This is a genomic window from Saccharibacillus sp. CPCC 101409 (genome assembly GCF_030518235.1).
In the GTDB taxonomy this organism is placed as follows: Bacteria; Bacillota; Bacilli; order Paenibacillales; family Paenibacillaceae; genus Saccharibacillus.
In genome coordinates this window covers 25,882-43,535 of sequence record NZ_JAULSA010000013.1, presented here as the reverse complement: position 1 = coordinate 43,535, position 17,654 = coordinate 25,882, and the positions used below count along the sequence as shown (strand labels likewise).

General features: G+C 58.9%; 15 protein-coding genes. 6 read left to right on the top strand and 9 right to left on the bottom strand.

What is annotated here, in order from left to right; all coding sequences use genetic code 11:
* Positions 1 to 67 precede the first annotated feature (67 nt).
* The 7 genes from QWJ34_RS21415 to QWJ34_RS21385 all read right to left on the bottom strand — a co-directional run bounded on the left by QWJ34_RS21415 (position 68) and on the right by QWJ34_RS21385 (position 7,942).
* Positions 68 to 997: a carbohydrate ABC transporter permease gene (locus QWJ34_RS21415; protein WP_302731015.1), complete on the bottom strand. Its 930-nt coding sequence runs from the start codon at positions 995 to 997 to the stop codon at positions 68 to 70.
* 12 nt (positions 998 to 1,009) lie between these two features.
* The gene (locus QWJ34_RS21410) at positions 1,010 to 1,951 is read right to left on the bottom strand and encodes an ABC transporter permease (RefSeq protein ID WP_302731014.1); all 942 of its coding nucleotides are present in this window, start codon (positions 1,949 to 1,951) and stop codon (positions 1,010 to 1,012) included.
* Between the two features lie 781 nt (positions 1,952 to 2,732).
* Positions 2,733 to 3,410 carry a molybdate ABC transporter permease subunit gene (modB, locus tag QWJ34_RS21405; RefSeq protein WP_302731013.1) on the bottom strand — a complete coding sequence of 226 codons (678 nt, stop codon included), beginning with the start codon at positions 3,408 to 3,410 and terminating at the stop codon, positions 2,733 to 2,735.
* Entirely contained in the window at positions 3,407 to 4,315 is a 909-nt protein-coding gene (gene modA, locus QWJ34_RS21400) for a molybdate ABC transporter substrate-binding protein (RefSeq protein ID WP_302731012.1), read from the bottom strand. The genes modB and modA overlap by 4 nt, the downstream gene beginning before the upstream one ends.
* 130 nt (positions 4,316 to 4,445) lie before the next feature.
* A complete protein-coding gene (gene hemG / locus QWJ34_RS21395; protein ID WP_302731011.1) occupies positions 4,446 to 6,056 on the bottom strand; it encodes a protoporphyrinogen oxidase in 1,611 nt (536 codons plus the stop codon).
* Positions 6,053 to 7,171, bottom strand: a complete 1,119-nt coding sequence (locus QWJ34_RS21390) for a TIGR04053 family radical SAM/SPASM domain-containing protein (RefSeq protein WP_302731160.1) — start codon at positions 7,169 to 7,171, stop codon at positions 6,053 to 6,055. Before QWJ34_RS21390 ends, hemG begins: the two co-directional genes overlap by 4 nt.
* Before the next feature lie 45 nt (positions 7,172 to 7,216).
* The gene (locus tag QWJ34_RS21385; RefSeq protein ID WP_302731010.1) at positions 7,217 to 7,942 is read right to left on the bottom strand and encodes a YwiC-like family protein; all 726 of its coding nucleotides are present in this window, start codon (positions 7,940 to 7,942) and stop codon (positions 7,217 to 7,219) included.
* 244 nt (positions 7,943 to 8,186) lie between these two features.
* Here QWJ34_RS21385 and QWJ34_RS21380 point away from each other — a divergent pair, with 244 nt between their 5' ends.
* Both QWJ34_RS21380 and QWJ34_RS21375 read left to right on the top strand, forming a co-directional pair.
* Entirely contained in the window at positions 8,187 to 8,609 is a 423-nt protein-coding gene (locus tag QWJ34_RS21380) for a hemerythrin domain-containing protein (RefSeq protein WP_302731009.1), read from the top strand.
* Entirely contained in the window at positions 8,609 to 10,561 is a 1,953-nt protein-coding gene (locus QWJ34_RS21375) for an SEC-C metal-binding domain-containing protein (protein ID WP_302731007.1), read from the top strand. The genes QWJ34_RS21380 and QWJ34_RS21375 overlap by 1 nt, the downstream gene beginning before the upstream one ends.
* A gap of 284 nt (positions 10,562 to 10,845) precedes the next feature.
* Here QWJ34_RS21375 and QWJ34_RS21370 read toward each other — a convergent pair whose 3' ends face one another.
* Both QWJ34_RS21370 and QWJ34_RS21365 read right to left on the bottom strand, forming a co-directional pair.
* A complete protein-coding gene (locus QWJ34_RS21370) occupies positions 10,846 to 11,301 on the bottom strand; it encodes a V4R domain-containing protein (RefSeq protein ID WP_302731005.1) in 456 nt (151 codons plus the stop codon).
* Positions 11,302 to 11,462: 161 nt separating this feature from the next.
* A complete protein-coding gene (locus QWJ34_RS21365) occupies positions 11,463 to 12,101 on the bottom strand; it encodes a hypothetical protein (RefSeq protein WP_302731003.1) in 639 nt (212 codons plus the stop codon).
* A gap of 213 nt (positions 12,102 to 12,314) precedes the next feature.
* Here QWJ34_RS21365 and QWJ34_RS21360 point away from each other — a divergent pair, with 213 nt between their 5' ends.
* The 4 genes from QWJ34_RS21360 to pdxA all read left to right on the top strand — a co-directional run bounded on the left by QWJ34_RS21360 (position 12,315) and on the right by pdxA (position 17,642).
* On the top strand, positions 12,315 to 14,000 hold the full coding sequence (locus tag QWJ34_RS21360) for a sigma-54-dependent Fis family transcriptional regulator (RefSeq protein WP_302731002.1): 1,686 nt from the start codon (positions 12,315 to 12,317) through the stop codon (positions 13,998 to 14,000).
* Between the two features lie 162 nt (positions 14,001 to 14,162).
* Positions 14,163 to 15,185 carry a 2-keto-3-deoxygluconate permease gene (locus QWJ34_RS21355; RefSeq protein WP_302731000.1) on the top strand — a complete coding sequence of 341 codons (1,023 nt, stop codon included), beginning with the start codon at positions 14,163 to 14,165 and terminating at the stop codon, positions 15,183 to 15,185.
* A gap of 169 nt (positions 15,186 to 15,354) precedes the next feature.
* Positions 15,355 to 16,644: a four-carbon acid sugar kinase family protein gene (locus QWJ34_RS21350; RefSeq protein ID WP_302730999.1), complete on the top strand. Its 1,290-nt coding sequence runs from the start codon at positions 15,355 to 15,357 to the stop codon at positions 16,642 to 16,644.
* Positions 16,645 to 16,646: 2 nt separating this feature from the next.
* Complete coding sequence (pdxA, locus tag QWJ34_RS21345) at positions 16,647 to 17,642, top strand: 4-hydroxythreonine-4-phosphate dehydrogenase PdxA (RefSeq protein ID WP_302730998.1); 996 nt, start codon at positions 16,647 to 16,649, stop codon at positions 17,640 to 17,642.
* Positions 17,643 to 17,654 lie beyond the last annotated feature (12 nt).

Here is a 17,654-nt window from a genome sequence, read left to right as displayed (position 1 = left end):
TCCGAGGACGATGCGCCGATCTATGCTTCGATGACCGAAACCGGCCGGACATCCGGCCGGTTCGGGATCACCCTTTGATCGAACCCACTGTCAGACCGGCGATAAAGTACCGCTGGAAGAAGGGGTAAGCGAACGCCACGGGCAGGACGATCAGGATGGCGACGGCCATGCGCGCGGTTTCTTTCGGCATCGTCGCCACCAGCGAAGCATAGCTGATACCCATGGTGGATGCGTTTCTCGCCAGCGCGTCGACATTGCTCATCAGATTGTTGAGCAGCGCCTGGAGCGAGTACAGATCCTGATTGTTGATGTACAGCATGGACTGGAACCAGTCGTTCCAGTAGCCGAAGCAGAGGAACAACCCGATCGTCGCCAGAACCGGCAGCGAGATGGGCATAATGATCGAGAAGAAAATGCGCAGCTGGCTGGCTCCGTCGATTTCCGCCGATTCGACGATCCCGTCCGGAATCGTGCTTCGGAAAAACGTTTTGCAGATAATGACGTTGAACGAAGATACGGCCAGCGGCAGGATCAGCGCCCAGATGGTGTCTTTCAGCCCGAGCAGATTCGAGTTGATATAGTAGCTGGATACCAGGCCGCCGTTGAATACCATCGGGATAAATACGACCCAGGTCAGGAATCCTTTGAGCTTGTAATTCTGCTGCGACAGCACGTAGCCCATGGAAGCCGTCAGCAGAACGCCGATGACGGTTCCGAGCACGGTAACCAGGACCGAGACGCCGAACGCCCGCAGAATCACGCCTCCCTGTTTGATAATAAAGCCGTAAGATTCGGTCGAGAACATCGTCGGCAGCATGTGGTAGCCCGTCTGCCGGATCGAGTCCTCGCTCGAAAACGAAATCGATAAAATAACCAGGATCGGAACGATACAGACCAGCGCCAGCAGGATAAACACCAGGTGGAACAGCACATTCATACCTTTGCTGATCCGGTTATGCCGGTCGAGGCCCGTCGTTCCTTCGATTCTCGATGCCATAGACTCGCCCCCTTACATCATCGCGCTGTCCGGATCGATTCGTCGAACGATCCAGTTGGCGAGCAGAATAGTGGCGCAGCCCAGGAAAGACTGCACAAAAGCGGCGGCGGAAGCCATGCCTACGGTAGCGGTCTTGAGCTGCTTGTACACCAGGACATCCAGCGTCGTCGTGACGTTGAATAGAGAGTTGGAGTCCCTCGGCACCTGGTAGAATAGACCGAAGTCCGTGTAGAAGATCCGACCGACGGCCAGTATGAACATCATGACGATAACCAGCTTCATCATCGGCAGGGTGATAAAACGCGTCTGCTGCCAGATGGAAGCTCCGTCGATCACGGCCGCTTCGTAGTACGTGCTGTCGATCCCGGTGATAGTCGCCAGGTAAACGACCATGCCGTAACCGATCCCTTTCCACACATTCATGAAGATCAGGAAATACGGCCAGTACTTGGGCTCCATATACCAGTTCACGGGATCGGTTCCCAGCTGGCCCAGCATTTGATTCGCAATCCCTTTGTCGTAGCTCAGGAAAGCCCAGATTACGGCGGATACGACGACCCAGCTCAGGAAGTACGGCAGGAACATCATTGTTTGATACACTTTCCCCGCTCTGGTATTGTGCAGACGGCCGATCATCAGCGCCAGCACCACCGGAATCACGATGCCGAGCACAATGAAAACGATGTTGTAACCCAGCGTGTTGCGGATCGTAACCCAGGCATCATTCGATTTGAACAAAAATTCAAAATTCTTGAATCCGGACCATGAGCTGTTGAACACGTTGCTCAAAAAACCGCCCGATATTTTGAAATCCTTGAACGCGATAATGATGCCGAACATCGGCAGAAAACAAAACAGGATATACCAGATCGTGGTCGGCAGCGCCAGAAGCGACAGCTCGGTGTCCTGCTTGCGCCAGCGCGCGCGCCGGCGTCCTTGTTCAGCCTTTTTCATATTCACCCCGTCCCCCATCTAATCGTTTTAATTTTTGATAGCTCAATCGTACAAGAAACCGCTTACAGTTTTCTAGATAAGAAACGTTAGACTACAGGTTAAAAACATTAGATTTTTGAGGGGGAAAGAAACGTCCCGGGGGAAATCGGGCCGTTTTGGGGTGTGGATTGAAATTCCTATTCGCGGGGGAAGCTTGGAAGGCTGCGGAAGAAATTCGTTCCGGTCGCGTGTTGAAATCGGGAAATTGAATGAGGGTTAAGTGGGGATTTCCCGATTTCAAAGGCGAACGCTACAGCCTATGCTTACGAAGCGACTTTCTCCGAAAGTCTGTAGCTCCTTCACTGAATTTCTCCCTCCGCCGCTCGCTTCGCCTTGAAGCTGAATTTCAATACACACACTAAAAAACGGCCCGATGAACACGGGCCGTTTCGGTGTGAAGGCGGAGAAATGGAAAAGCGGAGCCGGTATTGCCGGCTATTAAAAGGACGATTTGAATAAGGAAGCAGCGCTTCAATGCGGATGAACGAGCTTATGCGCGCTGTAACGGATCGTACGGACGCCTGGCGTCTTGAATGTACATGTTAAAAATGCTAACGGATCGATTCGACGCTTAGCTGTCGGAACGCGCGGATTACAGGCTCAAAAAGCTTTTTTCTCCAGGCTAAGCGTATTCTGAATCCGTTAGAAATTCTTGAGACGGCAAAAGGCCTTTTAAAGGAATGACGATCCGTTACCATAATCGATTCTCTTATTACCTAAGGCGAGACTCGGTATGGCACGTTCAGGAAGATCGTCTTCCGGTCAGGAGAAGGAGGACGAAAGAGATGGCGACGATAGCGACGGTCCAGGCCCAGGCCTGGGACAGGTGACCGGAATCGACGGCGACGTAGATCGCGGTCGGGACGGTCTGGGTTCGGCCCGGGATATTGCCGGCAATCATCAGGGTGGCGCCGAATTCGCCCAGGCTGCGGGCGAAGCCGAGCACGTAAGCTGTCTTCAATGAAGGGAAGATCAGCGGCAGGGTGATATGGCGGAATACCTGCCATTCGTTCGCTCCGATAGAGCGGCCGGCGTCTTCCAGGTCGCGGTCCACGGCTTCGAAGCCGGTTACCGTCGTCCGGTAGATCAGCGGAAAAGCGACGACCACCGCCGCGATCACGGCGGCCCACCAGGTGAAGATGACCGGCGAATCGAAGATCCGCTCGATCGTCCGTCCCAGCCAGCTGCGGCGGCCCAGCAGCATCAGCAGCAGGAAGCCGACCACGGTCGGCGGCAGGACGAGCGGGAGCATGAATACGGTCTCCAGCACCGTCTTGCCGCGAAACTGCAGGCGCCTGGACATGCACCAGGCGACGAGCGTGCCGAGCACGATCGCAATTACGCTCGCCAGCAGGGCAACCTGGAGCGACAAACGGATCGGCGACCAGTATTCGCTCCAGGTGATGTCCGCGGGTATCATTTCGCTACGGAGAACCCGTAACCGGACAATACGTCCAGCGCTTCCTTCGTTTGCAGGTAGTCGTAGAAGGCCTGCGCCTCGGCTTCATGCCCGGTCGATTTCACGATGCCGATCGGGTAGTTGATCGGCGAGTAGGTGCTTGCGTCGACATCGAACGCCACTTTGACTTTGTCGGAAGTCATCGCGTCCGTTTTGTATACGAAGCCCGCATCCGCGTTGCCGGTTTCGGTATACTGCAGCACTTGTCTAACGTCTTTGCCCTGTACCAGCTTATCCTGCAGCGAATCCCACAGTTTCGAATTCGTCAGCGCTTCCTGCGCGTACTTGCCGGCCGGAACGCTGTCCGGAATCCCGATCGCCACATGCTTCACATCGGCGGCGGACAGATCTTCGATCTTCGTCACGTTTGCTCCGCCTTCGGCCGGAACGACAACGACCAGCGTGTTGGTCAGCCAGTTTTTTTCTTTGTCCGTTCCGATCAGGCCGCCGTCCAACAGCGCCTGCATGTTCTTGGTGGACGCCGACAGGAAGAGGTCGGCCGGAGCGCCCTGTTCGATCTGCTGCTGGAGCGCGCCCGACGCGCCGAAGTTGAACTCCAGCTTCACGTTCGAGTTGGCTTCTTCGTAGGTCTTCTGGATGTCCGTCAGCGCGTCGGTCAGGCTCGCGGCCGCGGAAATCGTCAGCGTAACCTTCTCGGCCGCCGGCTTCGTTTCGGCCGCTTCCGTGCCGTTATTCGATCCGGCCGCCTGATTGGCAGCCGTCTGGTCGGCCGGTTTGGCTCCGCAGGCTGCGAGGACCAGCAGCAGGGCGAGCAGCGGAAGCAGCAGGAAATTGATTTTCCGTCCTGTTGTCCGTCCTTTTTTGTTTGTTCCGTTACCGCTTGTTTGCTTGGCAAGATTGCTCATGCTTCGACTCCTTTTCGTCTTCCGGCGCTTCGCAAAGCGCCGAAGATCCCATGATAGATAGTATAATAACCAAACTTCCTTTATCAGTCTACGCCCGGCATCCCGTGCAACCTATTGGGGAATTCCCTGTTCAAGAGGCGGAAATGCGCTCGACATCGGCAGCGGCGTTTTCCCCGGCTTCGAGCGGCGGAAGCTGCTTGAGCAAATTCTTCGCGGCATCCCTGCCTCCGGCGATGCAGTCGGGAATCCCGACGCCGCCGTAACCGGCGCCGCACAGCAGCACGCCGGGCAGCTTCTCTTCCAGTTCGCTCCGCGCTTCGCGCAGCATATCGAGCTGGCCGACCGGATACTGCGGCATGGACGACATACAGCGGCTGACTTCCGCCCACTGCGGCTCGGCGTCCAGGCCGGTCAGCTCGCGCAGATCGCGCTTCGCCGCTTCGATCAGTTCGGCGTCGGACATGCTTGTCCACTCCTGGGCGCCGGCGCGGCCGATATACGTCCGCAGCAGCGTCCGCCCCTGCGGCGCGACATGCTTCCATTTGGTCGACGACCAGGTGCAGGCGGTAATCATCTTGCCTTCTTTGCGCGGGACCAGAAAGCCCGAACGCTCGAACGAAATATTAAGGTCGGACGTGCGGTACGCCAGCGCGATATTGGCGACCGATACGTATTCGATTTCTTGGAGCCGCCGCGCCGTCTCGGCCTGCTTCAGCAGCCGCGCCGCTTCAAACGCCGGCACGGCGCAGATCACGCCGTCGGCGTTCAAACGCTCGCCGCTATCCAGCACGATATCGGTCCGCCCGTCCGGGCGGCCGGTCAGCGAATCGGCGCCGGCGCCGGTTACGATGCGCACGCCTTCCCGCCGCAGCCGCTCTTCCAGCCGTTCGATCAGCGCGGACAGTCCTCCGCGGTACGAGAGAAACATACTTTTGCCGACAGCGCCGCCGGCTTTGCCCGTTCCGCCTGCGGCGGAAGGCGCCGATCTTTTTGCGGCCGCGGACGCCGGCGCGGATTTGGGCCGGCCGCCGCCTCGCGCCATGCCTTTGATCAGGCTGCCGCTGCGTTCTTCCATTGCTTTGAACTGCGGAAATGTCGCCAGCATGCTGAGGCGGCGCGTATCGCCGGCGTAGATGCCGGCCAGCAGCGGCTCGGTGATCCGCTCCAGCACCTCGCGCCCCAACCGCCGCTCGATAAAGTCGCCGAGCGCTTCGTCTTCTCCGCCGCGCCGCGCGGGCAGGAAGAAATCGAGCGCCGCGCGCAGCTTGCCGAGCGGCGAGATCAGTCCCGTGCGCATAAACGGCGTCAGCTTGGTCGGAATGCCGAGAATAAAGCCCATCGGCATCGGGTGCATGCGGCCTTTGTGCAGGATGTAACTGGTTTTGGCATCCGGATTGGTCGGCACAAGCTCGCTCTCCAATCCGAGTTCCTTCGTCAGTTCCATAATCGCGGGCTTGCGCGCCAGGAAGGAATCCGGGCCTTTTTCGATCAAAAAGTCTCCGCGGCGTTCGGTCCGCAGCTTGCCGCCGAGCCGTTCGCTCCGCTCGACCAGCGTGATCTCGACGGGAACGCCCTGCTCTTTGGCCTGCTTGTTCAGGTAGTAAGCCGCGCTCAATCCGCTGATGCCTCCGCCCAATACGACGACGCGGCGCGGCGCGCCGCTGCCGGAGTACTTTTGGGAAAAGCCGTTTTTCGGCGGTTCCGAAGGAAAAGAAACAGAATGCTGTAGGTTTGGGTTCATGAAAGTTCTCCTTTCCAGGCGGGCGGAATATAGGCGCAGGACGGGTCGCTTTCCAGCAGGTCGCCTGTCACCGCGTACGCCCGGGCTCTCGATCCGCCGCAAAGATTTTTGAATTCGCAGACGCCGCATTTGCCTTTGAGAAGCGACTTGTCGCGCAGGCTGCGCATAATCGGCGAGTCCCGGTAAATGCTTTCCAGCGCTTCTTCCCGGACGTTTCCGCATTTGACCGGCAGGAATCCGCTCGGGTATACGTCGCCGGTATGGCCGATAAACACAAATCCGTCGCCGTCGTTCACGCCTTTGGGCGCGCGGCCGAGCACATCGGCGCGCTTGATGCCCGTTCTGGGCTGCGAGACGGACCCGGAGGCCGCGGATTTCGCGCGCTCGCCGGCAAGCTGCACCGCCACTCTGCGATAATGCGGGGCTTCCGTCGCTTTGACGCCGTACGGCATCCGCTGCCCCGTTTCAAACAGCCAGCGCATCACTTCTTCGTGTTCTTCGGGGGTAATCATGTCTTTGCGGTCGGCGCGCCCGGTCGGGATCAGGAAAAACAGGCTCCACAGCACCGCGCCCATTTCTTTGACCGTTTCGGCGATCCGCTCCAGGTCGTGCAGATTGTAGCGCGATACCGTCGTATTGACCTGGATCGGAATCCCCAGCTCTTTCAGATACCCGATGCCGCGCATCGTCGTATCGAACGAACCGGCCGTGCCGCGGAAATGATCGTGAATTTCGGCACAAGAACCGTCGAGACTGAACGCCCAGCGGGAAAGACCGACTTCTTTGGCCTTTTCGACGGCGGCTCGGGTAACTCTCGGGGTAGCGCTGGGCGTCATGGACACCGACAGCCCTTTTTCCTCGATCGCGTAGCGCGCCAGTTCGAACAGGTCGGGACGCATCAGCGGATCGCCGCCGGTAAACACAAGCAGAGGATTGTTCAGGTTCGCGATGCGGTCGATCAGGGCGATTCCTTCCTCGTGCGACAGCTGGTCGGGATCGGCCCGGTACTGCGCCTCGGCGCGGCAGTGCAGGCATTTGAGCGCACAGGCTCGTGTGACCTCCCAGATCACGATAAACGGGTCGACGGCATAGTCGCGTTGGACCGCGGCCGGCATAGTCATGGAAACAGGACTCCTTTTCTTCGTTGCGTATAGAGACGGTTACAGGTACGCGAGCACCACGGACACATACAGCATGAGCGCGAATCCGACTTCGGCCATGCCCGTTTGCTTCACTTTCAGATTCCGCTTCGGCAGCACGGCGGCCCGCAGCAGCAGGATCGCGAACGGAACGAGCAGCGGCACGGACAACCAGGCGGCGAAAGGCAGCAGCAGCGTATGATAAGCCAGCGACAAACGATAATAACGCGGATTCTTTTTCTCGCGGATGATCGTTTTGACGTACAGGGCGGTGCCTACGAAATACAAGCCCAGCAGAATAAACAGCAGCGTGGTGCGCCCCCAGTCGGCTTCGCTGCCCGCGCTGACGTAAACGACGGGATAGATAAACGAGCAGAACAAGACGATCGCGGCGATATCGTTGAGCAGCGCGCGTTCGTTTTTCATTTTGGCATAGTAAACGGGAATCGCGAACAGGATCAGCAGCAGCGCGCCGTAGCCGATCAAACGCGGTTCGGCGGCGATCACGACGGCCGCAAGCGGCACAAGCAGCGCTCCGTACAGGGCGGCGGGCTTGAAATAGCGCTCCTTTTTCCCCGTCTTGATCCATTGCAGCAGCGGAAAACTGAACAGATACATCAACAGCCAGCACAGAAAAAGCGGGATATGGTCAATGCTGCCTCCGGCGGCGGACAATCCCGTCAGAAACGGCAGCAGCAGCATGGCCCAGGCTCCGTGCTGGTTGGGCAGATAACGGTTGATGGTCATTCCTCCTTCGGCGCACTCGGGATCGGGCGGACGCCTCCGCGCCGCCGTCCCTTACGGGTTTCATTCTATAAAACGAAGCGGCGAACAACCAATCAGGGATTTCCCTGTTTCGTTCCGGGAAAGACCTTACCCCGCCGCGCGATCTTCTCCCCCGTGCTATACTGAAACCCGTTGAAACGTCTTATCGATCCGAAATATTCACGCAAATAAATTCCAAATAGATGAACAGAAAGGTGGAAGAATCATGGGAGGACCGTCTTTGCGTCAACTGCATGCCCATCACGCGATTCACGAAGGAGGGCTCAGCGGCGCCGTCGATAAAACGGAAGAAGTATTCGAACTGCTGCGGGCCGGCGAGTTCGAAGTCGCCCGCCAGGCGGCGGACCATCTGGTCGACTACTGGGTAACGCGGGTACTGAGCCACGCGGACGCGGAAGAAGAAGGCTTTTACGAAGAAATGGCCGGCGACGATCCCGAGCTGAAGATAGCCGTCGTCAAACTGACCCGCGACCACGACATCCTGCGCATGATTATTGCCGATATCAAAACCATGCTGGCCGAAGAAGGATTGACGCCCGAAGTGATGCAGCAGTTCCAGGCGCTGATGGTAGTTAATGCGATCCACAGCCGCGAGGAAGAGCGTCTGCTGCTTGGGGGCGGGCATTAATGAACCGCACAGCGCCGCATTCGCCGGCCGCCGCAATCGGCCGCAACGATCCCTGCCTTTGCGGCAGCGGACTCAAATACAAGAAATGCTGCGCGCGCAAACACGAAGAGCAGCGCCGGAGCGAAAGTGTCGGGCGTCAGCTTGAAGGCGTGCTGAAAGCTTTTTTCGAGAATCATCCGCGTCCTTCCGAGCAAAAATCGCTGTCGGCGTGGAAGCGGGAGCTGTCCGCTTTGTCCGCCGGCTACACGATGGAGAAACTGGATTCGATCGTCGGAGACACGTTCTTCTTCGGCAAAGAAGCGGGAATCTGGAACGAGTTCGTGCGCGAGCAGGCGCAGGACTCCGGGAATGCCGCGATCGCGGACGTTCTGACGGGCTGGGCCGATCCGCTGTTCCTGGCCGGCCGGATTCTTCCGGCGGGCGCTGCGAACGGAGCGGTTGACCCGGCGGAAACCATGCCGGAGAAAGCCTCGTCGCGCGGTGTGGCCGGAACGGACTTCGTCCGCGCGGCCGATCTGCTGACCGGCGAAACGTTCGAGCTGCAAACGGACGATTCGTTTCGTCCCGAAGCCGGCACGATCGCGCTGGGATTCTGGATTCCCGGCCCGGCTTCGGGCGAACCGATGACGGCGCTCAACAGCGTAGTGACCGCGGAAGAACCGGAAGACGAGCCGGTACTGCGGCTGGACAAGCTGTACCGCGCGGCGGGCGCCGCTTCGGTACAGGCGTTCTACCGGGCGAACTTTGCGGCCGTGTACGAGATGTTCGGCAATAGCGACGCTTCGGGCGCGCAAACGGCCGAGGCGGACGAGCTGCCGGAAGAGATCGCGGAAGCGCTGCGCCGGATCGAGACGTTCCTGATCCGGCACGACGTCAAGCACGACCTGCTGATGGACGTGACCTTCCGCTTTCTCAAGCGCAAGCGCGAGAAGCCGTCTTCGGGACCGGCCGCGGCGGCGGCCGTCCGCTTCGGCCTGCTGCAGGGCTGGCTGCCGGCGGGCTGGAACGCGGACCGCATCGCGGAGAAATTCGGGGCGGACCCTGCCGAAGCGGAAAGTCTGGCGCAGGAAATGCTGGCTTACGAACGCAGAACGTCGGTATACCGCGAGGAAGAAGAACGGATCGGCTTCCGGATCGGCACCGATCCGCAGCCGGAAGAATTCCGGCAGTGGCAGCTGTACATGCACCTGAAAGACCTCGATGTGCAGGGCGAAGCCGCGCTGCGCCGGCAGATGGACTATTATTCGCGCATTCCGTATGCGCCGGTCTCCCGCGAAGAAGAAGCGCAGCTGCGCGCTTACGAAGCTTACCTGGCGCTCAAAGACGACTTCCGCGCCGAGAAACTGACGGAAGCCCGCGGCCTCGATCCGGCCAACGCGGATATGCTGCTGCTGAGCGCCGAAGCGGAAATCGACGACGCGGTTCGGGGCGAACTGCTGGAGCGCGCCGAGCAGTCGGCGCTCCGGTCTTTCGATCCGGATATCCGGCCGGTCTGGCTGCATATTCCGAATCGTCCGTATCTGCGGACGCTGATGCGCCGCGGCGTGCACGAGCTGGCGCAGGGCCGGTTCGACGACGCGTTCGGCCGCTTCTACCGGCTGCTTCAGCTGAACCCGGCGGACCATCAGGGCGCGCGTTATCCGGCTTTGTCCGCGCTGATCGCGCGCGGCGATCTGGACGCGGCGTCCGATCTGCTCGGCCATTACGCCGAAGGCGCGGGCGACAATGCGTTCTACCGCTGGTTCGAATGGCTGATCGCGTACAACCGCGACCGTTTCGGCGCGGATGCCGAGCAAGCGTACCGCGCCGCGGTCGAAGCGAATCCTTACGCCGAAAAACATGTGCGCGGCCGCGGCGACGCCGAGCCTTATCCGCAGGATGCGATTCTCACGCCGCGCTCTCCCGAAGAAGCTCGCTTGATCTGGACGCTGCTGCGTCCGGGACTGCAATAGAGACATTCGCGGACGCTGCGATCCAATCAAATGCAGAAATCCATCTGTTTCCCGGAAAAAGGCCGGATAATGCTCGATCAAGTGCAAATATCCACTCCAATTTCGGAAAAAGCCTTTCTGGGAGCCGATTTGGACAAATAAGATGGATTCTCGCACTTCGTCCTAAGGCCGTCGGCTCCGCCGCATCAATAAAGTGGATTTTTGCATTTCATCCCAAAAAGACCGAAGCCCGCATTCCCGCCGGCTTCGGTCTTTTTTTGCATCGTCCTGGTTTAGTTCATTCTTTAAAGTCCGTATCTAACTTCATACTCGCAGCGCTCGTCGCCCGACACATTGCATTTGACCTCACGCACGCGCACTTTGCGGCCGGTCACCCGGTTCAGCGCGCCTTCGAGAATCGCCCCTTCCAGATCGCAAACCATCTTTCCTTCCAGCACCGGCAGCCCTTCGCAGAAACAGTCGTCCACCGCCACGCGCAGCCCTTTTTCGTCCTGGTGCACAATGCTCGGAATGCCGATCTTCAATTCTTCGAACATGCGCAGGATATCGTCCACGGACGAGACCGGCAGCGATTCGCCGATTTTGCGTCCGATCGTCGCCGTCGTGCTTTTGCCGTTCATCGGCAGCGCCTGGTACATCCCGATCAGCCGGATGGTGCGGAACAGTTCCAGCGGTACCTGTCCGCCCAGCTTTCCGCGCCCGATCGATTTCATATCTTCAAAGTCGAAACCATCTTTCATGAGTCAACCCGCCTTTTCTTCTCTATACATTCCGTATCGGGTTTGCGATGCCGTTCACAAACTCGAATCCGTAAGAAAAGTGTAGCCGACTTGCTTGGCGCGCAGGGTGATCGTCGTCACGCGGCTTCGGGAAAATTCAACGTCTGCCGCAATCCCTTTTTTTAATCAAAAGCCGAGCGCACCTGCCGTTCAAACTCATCAAGCGCCGCCGGCGTGGCCCGCATCTGAAAATTGGATTCGCCCGCATACGAGCCTTCTTCGTAGATCACCCGATCGCGGTCGTCCACGCGGAACAGTCCCTGATACACGCCGCTGATCGCATACTTTTCCGCAGCCGCCCCGGCCTCTCCCGGCTTCGCTTCATACGGCTGCAAAAACAAAACAAAGCGGTCTCCTCGATCCGCGGAACGAAAAGCGGTCGATTCGAGATCAAGCACGCCGATCGTCCGGCCGTTCAGCTCCTGCCCGCCTTTCCATACTTTCCGGACTTCCGCCGCGTCGAAACCGGAATTCAATCCTTCCTGCCGCCTGGCCTCTCCTTTACCGGTAAAAGCGACTTCCGCGATCAGCGGCGAGTCTGCGGCCATCTGCTTCATACTGGCGTAGTTGACGGCGGGGTCGACCATCGACCGGTCCGCCTGGACGATCTTTTCTCCCGCGGCTTCCGCGGCTTCCCGTCCGTTCGAGCAGCCTGCGCCCGCAAGCACGGCGCTCAACAGCAGAACGGTCAGAGCGGCGCTCAGTCCGCGCTTTCCGTATGTCTTTTTATATTCGCATGACGTTTTTTCACCGGCAACCATACTCATCCTCCTCCCGGCTGCTTTTTTTCTTTTGTTCAATCGCTGCAAGCCGACCTTTTTTTCTAACTACTAAACGCCCGTCAAACCGCAAAAGTTGCCGCCGGAGCGCGATCACGTTCCGATTCCAATCCGGGAGACCGGCTGTGCTATAATGAGCGAAGCGCCGCAAACGGCGGCATTGTCACGATCTTGAACGAAAAGCGGGGATGGTCCATGAACATAAACGTACATATTGTAGCGCCGTATTCTTCCATGGTTTCGATTATCGAGGAATCCATACCGCTGTTTCCGGAATTGAATATCGGGTACTCGGTCGGCGATCTGGACAACGGGGTGCAGCAGGCGGCGGACGCGGAGCGAAAAGGCGCGGACGTGATCGTCAGCCGGGGCGGCACCGCGCGTTCGATCCAGCAGGCCGTTACGATTCCGGTGATCGATATCCAGCTGTCCGGTTACGACATGATCCGTTCGCTGCTGCTGGCAAGCGGCTTACAGGAGAAAACGGCCATCGTCGGATTCGCCAATATCGCGTCCGGCGCCCAGGCGATTATCGATCTGCTCGACCTGCCGCTGAAAGCTTTTACCGTCACCTCGTCCAAAGAAGTGCCGGATTTAATCCTGGATCTGAAAAATCGCGGGTACAAGCAGATCGCCGGGGACGTGATTACGCTCGAAACGGCCAACGCTTACGGACTGAAAGGTTTCCTGATCCACTCCGGCAAAGAATCGATGATAAGAGCGCTGGACGATGCCCGGATGCTGGTCGGCTATCTGCACCGCGGCGAGCGTCTGGCGCGGGTGTTCGAGCTTTTTATCCATGAAACGCATCCCAATCTGATCGTCGTCGACGAGCGCGGCCGGGTCGTGTATCGAAAATTCGGCGACTTCGGCGATAACCCGCTGACCGAGGAGCGTCTGGTGCAACTGGGCGGCGAGCTGCGGACAGGCGGCGGCCGGATCGCGCGCACGTTCCCGTCCGGCGATCATACGCTCACCGTCGAAGGCACGCGCTATTCGGTTGGAGACGAGGTTTATGCGCTGTACCTGCTGCACAGAAACGAGCTTCCGCCCGCGGCGCAGGAAGGCGTTTCGCTGCTCCGGCCCGTCGACGGCGGTCCCCTGGCCGACAATTCGCCCGCGATTCGCCGCGTTTTGCGGCATGCGCGAACGCTGTACGGGAACGGCGAGCCGCTTTGTTTGCAGGGAGCCGAAGGAACGGGCAAACACTTTATCGCCGACGATCTGCACCGGGATATGGCGGCGGGCGGCCTGCTGCTGGAGATCGACTTGAAGCGCATCGGGATGCGGGAAGTCGAAGCGCTTGCGCTCAGCGCCGTCGCCACGGTCAGGCTGCTGCATACGCGGAGTGTAGACGACGAAGGCCGGCTGATCGCTTTTATCCGGGGGCTGCGAGAGCGGCGAATCCGTGTGCTGATGCTCGAAGAAGAAGCGCCGAACGAGCCGCTGCTGCGGGAAGCGGATATCGCCCTGCTGCTGCTGCCTCCGCTGAGCGAGCGCCGGGAAGACATCCCGCAGTTGGCCCATTTCTTCCTGTCCGACTGCAACCAGCGCCTGGGCACGACCGCCGTCAAGCTTCAGGCCGCGGCGCAGCCTTTTCTGTTGAGCGCGGATTATCCGCAGCATATCGACAGCCTGAAAAATCTCATCAAACAGGCCGCGCTGAACGAGTCCGATTACGTGATCCGTTTGGAGACGCTGCAAAAAGTAACGGCCGATCATTCCCTTCCCGCTCCCTGGCGGACGCCGCGCGGAACGCTGAAAGAAATCGAGAAAACGATTATCCGGGAAGTGCTGCAGGAAGAAAATCAAAACCAGTCGCGCACGGCCGAACGGCTGGGCATCAACCGGGCCACCCTATGGCGCAAGCTTAAAGAGTAAATCTTTGAGCTTCGCTTTTTTTACGGTTTTTATTGTTGCAAAATTAAACATAACTTCTAATTATCTAGATCAATTTTAAATAAAGTGTTGCTTTAATAAACATTCGGCGTTATATTATGAAAAGTAAACGCTTTAATCATCGTTTGAGAGGGGATCGACACAATGAAAATCAAAGCGACTTTAGATCGCATTCCCGGAGGCATGATGGTGGTTCCGCTGCTGCTGGCCGCGACCATCAACACATTCTTCCCGAGCGCTCTTCGAATCGGAGGATTTACGGAAGCGCTTTTCGTTAACAGCGCAAGCGCGCTCATCGCCTTGTTCCTGCTCGTGGCCGGTACGCAGATCAATCTGCGGACAGCCAAAGCATCGGTAGCCAAAGGCGTTACCCTGCTGGTCGTCAAATGGCTGCTCGGTTTCCTTGTCGGTTTGCTTGCTTTCTGGCTGGCCGATACCAACGGATTGTTCCTCGGCCTTGCGCCGATCGCAATCATCGGGGCCATGACCAATTCCAACGGCGGCATGTATATCGCGTTCGCCGGACAGTACGGCAAAGAAGAAGACAAAGCCGCTTATCCGTTTCTGGCGCTGAGCGACGGTCCGTTCCTGACCATGGTGGCGCTCTCGGTCTTCGGCGCGATGGGCTTCGCCAACGGATTGTTCTCGCCGATCACGTTCGTCGCGGTGCTGCTCCCGCTTGCGGTCGGCATCATCCTGGGCAACCTGGATAAAGAAATGGGCGATTTCCTGTACAAAGGCAGCGACAAGCTGGTTCCGTTCTTCGCTTTCGCCTTGGGCATGGGCATCGACTTCAGCGCGATTATCAAAGGCGGGCTCAGCGGCATCCTGCTCGGCGTGATGACCGTTCTGCTGACCGGCGGCGGCTTGTACCTGCTGTTCAAACTGCTGGGCTGGAACCCGATCGTCGGCGCGGCCGAAGGCTCGACGGCCGGCAACGCGGTCGGAACGCCGGCGGCGATCGCCGCGGCCAATATCGCGTTCGAACCGATCGCGCAGCTGGCGACCGTCCAGATCGCGGCGAGCGTCGTGACCACCTCCGTCCTGCTGCCGATCTTTATCGGCTTCCTGGCGAAGCGCCTGGAGAAAGAACCGGGCGGACTGGCCAAGTACAACAACAAGAACGCAGCGGACGCCGCGCAGCCCGAACCGGCGGCGGACCGATAATCTTCGCGGAAGCGCCTTCGCCGGAGATTAACGAATAGATCGAAATCGAAGATGGACAGAAGTTAGAGACAGAGACCGCAAATAAAAAGACAATAGACAGAGAAAGCCGGCAGGCAAAGCGGCACTATGCTTCTCGCCCGCCGGCTGCGGATTGGAAGGAGCAACCGGAATGAAACTTGCCATTATCGCGGACGACTTGACGGGAGCCAACGACAGCGGCGTGCAGTTGTCCCGCAACGGAATGAAGACCACCGTGCTGTTCGATATGGACGAATCCCGCATCGGGTCTTACGAGGCGGTGGCGTTCGATACGGACAGCCGCTCGGTGAAAGCGGACGAAGCTTACCGACGGGTCAATGCCGCCGCGCGTTTTTTGCTGGACGCGGGATTTCGCAATATTTTCAAAAAAGTCGATTCGACCATGCGCGGCAATATCGGGGCGGAAATCGACGCTCTGTACGACGCGCTGAAACCGGATTTCGTCATGTTCGCTCCGGGCTATCCCAAAAACAACCGTACCGTGCTCGACTCCATGCTGTATCTGGACGGTGTGCCGGTAGGAGAAACCGAAATCGCGAAAGACCCCAAAACGCCGGTCACCCTCTCCTACCTGCCCGACCTGCTGGGCAAGCAGACCAAGCGCTCGATCGGAACGCTGACCGCGGACGATCTGGTTCGGGGCCGGGCGCATATTTGGAGCAAGCTTGAGCAGTACCGCAGGGACGAAGTCACGTATCTTGTTATCGATTCGACCGAGGAACGGCAGTTGGAACAAATTCTTGCCGACGTCAAAAAAGCGCCGTACCGCCTGGCCTGGGCCGGTTCGGCCGGTCTGGCGAATTATCTGCCCGCCTACTACGAACTGCCGTCGAAGCCGCAGCGTCTTGAGATCGAAATCAACCGCGGGCCGGTGCTGACCGTGATCGGCAGCGTCAACCGCAATTCCCGGGCGCAGCTCCGGCATCTGCTGGACGGGGCCGATGTGCATGCGATACCGTTCGAATCGTGGAAAGCCGTCGCTTCCGGCGGCGAACAGGAGCGGGAAATCGGCCGCGTTTACCGGGAAGCGCTGGAAGCCGCCGAACGGGGCCGCGACGTGGTGATCTATTCGACCGGCAGCCCGGAGCATATCGAAGAAGCGTGGCGGGTCGGCGAAGCCGCCGGGCTCGACCGTACCGAGATCAGCAACGAGATCGTCAAAGCGCTCGGCGCCGTTTGCGCTCCCCTGCTGGAAGAAAATCGTTTCAAAGGCGTGTCCATGAGCGGCGGCGACACCGCCAAGCAGATCTGTCTGCGCTGGGGAATCAAAGGCTTCGAACTGCTGGACGAGCTGGAAATCGGGGTGCCGATCTCTACGTTTCTCGGCAAAGAAGACCTGTACGTGATTACGAAAGCCGGCGGATTCGGAACGGATCGGGTATTTATTCATGCGATGGAAAGATTGAAAGGAGAGAATTAACAATGAAACCGACTATCGGAATTACAATGGGCGACGCCGCGGGCATCGGTCCGGAAATTATCGCCAAAGCGCTGCAAACGAAGGATATTTATCAAACGTGCAGCCCGCTCGTCATCGGGGACGCGAAGATTCTGCGAAAAGCGCTGAAAATCGTAGGCTCGGAACTGGCCGTGAACCCGGTCCAATCGGTATCCGACGCGAAGTTCGAATACGGCACGATCGATATCTTCGATCTCGACCTGCTGCCGGAAGACCTGCCTTTCGGCAAAGTTTCGGCGGAAGCCGGCAATGCCGCTTACCAGTTCCTGGCGAAAAGTATCGAGCTGGCGAAAGAAGGATCGATCCAGTCGATCTGCACCGCCCCGCTGAATAAAGAAGCGCTGCACCTGGGCGGTCATATGTACCCGGGGCACACCGAGATCCTGGCGGCGCTGACCGATACCGAAGACTTCTCGATGATGCTGACCACGCCGAATCTGCGCGTCATCCACCTGACTACCCACATGGGCCTGATCGCCGCCATCGAAAGCATCACGCCGGAGCGGACCTACACCGTCGTCAAGCTGGCGCACGATACGCTGAGCAAAGCCGGTTTCGACAAACCGCGCATCGCCGTGTGCGGCATCAACCCGCACGCCGGCGAGAACGGATTGTTCGGCAACGGCGAAGAAGAAGAGAAGCTGGCTCCGGGCATCGCCCGCGCCGCGGCCGAAGGCATCGACGTTACCGGCCCTTATCCGGCGGATACCCTGTTCTTCCGCGCCGGCCGGGGCGACTTCGATATCGTCGTCGCCTGCTACCACGACCAGGGCCACGCCCCGATCAAAGTCATGGGCATCGAAGACGGCGTCAATATCACCGTGGGACTCAAAGGCGGCGTGATCCGCACCTCCGTCGACCACGGCACCGCTTTCGATATCGCCGGCAAGAACATCGCCGGCGAAGCCAGCATGCTCGCCGCGATCCGCTCCGCGATCGAACTGGCTCCGAAGCAGTAAAGAACGCAATTT

Bases quoted from the DNA above. Each gene is read 5' to 3' on its own strand.
- QWJ34_RS21355 (WP_302731000.1), top strand. From the start codon at position 14,163: ATGAAAATCAAAGCGACTTTAGATCGCATTCCCGGAGGCATGATGGTG.
- QWJ34_RS21415 (WP_302731015.1), bottom strand. From the start codon at position 997: ATGGCATCGAGAATCGAAGGAACGACGGGCCTCGACCGGCATAACCGG.
- hemG (WP_302731011.1), bottom strand. From the start codon at position 6,056: ATGAACCCAAACCTACAGCATTCTGTTTCTTTTCCTTCGGAACCGCCG.
- QWJ34_RS21365 (WP_302731003.1), bottom strand. From the start codon at position 12,101: ATGGTTGCCGGTGAAAAAACGTCATGCGAATATAAAAAGACATACGGA.
- QWJ34_RS21385 (WP_302731010.1), bottom strand. From the start codon at position 7,942: ATGACCATCAACCGTTATCTGCCCAACCAGCACGGAGCCTGGGCCATG.
- QWJ34_RS21370 (WP_302731005.1), bottom strand. From the start codon at position 11,301: ATGAAAGATGGTTTCGACTTTGAAGATATGAAATCGATCGGGCGCGGA.
- modB (WP_302731013.1), bottom strand. From the start codon at position 3,410: ATGATACCCGCGGACATCACCTGGAGCGAATACTGGTCGCCGATCCGT.
- QWJ34_RS21350 (WP_302730999.1), top strand. From the start codon at position 15,355: ATGAAACTTGCCATTATCGCGGACGACTTGACGGGAGCCAACGACAGC.
- QWJ34_RS21375 (WP_302731007.1), top strand. From the start codon at position 8,609: ATGAACCGCACAGCGCCGCATTCGCCGGCCGCCGCAATCGGCCGCAAC.
- QWJ34_RS21380 (WP_302731009.1), top strand. From the start codon at position 8,187: ATGGGAGGACCGTCTTTGCGTCAACTGCATGCCCATCACGCGATTCAC.
- modA (WP_302731012.1), bottom strand. From the start codon at position 4,315: ATGAGCAATCTTGCCAAGCAAACAAGCGGTAACGGAACAAACAAAAAA.
- QWJ34_RS21360 (WP_302731002.1), top strand. From the start codon at position 12,315: ATGAACATAAACGTACATATTGTAGCGCCGTATTCTTCCATGGTTTCG.
- pdxA (WP_302730998.1), top strand. From the start codon at position 16,647: ATGAAACCGACTATCGGAATTACAATGGGCGACGCCGCGGGCATCGGT.
- QWJ34_RS21390 (WP_302731160.1), bottom strand. From the start codon at position 7,171: ATGCCGGCCGCGGTCCAACGCGACTATGCCGTCGACCCGTTTATCGTG.
- QWJ34_RS21410 (WP_302731014.1), bottom strand. From the start codon at position 1,951: ATGAAAAAGGCTGAACAAGGACGCCGGCGCGCGCGCTGGCGCAAGCAG.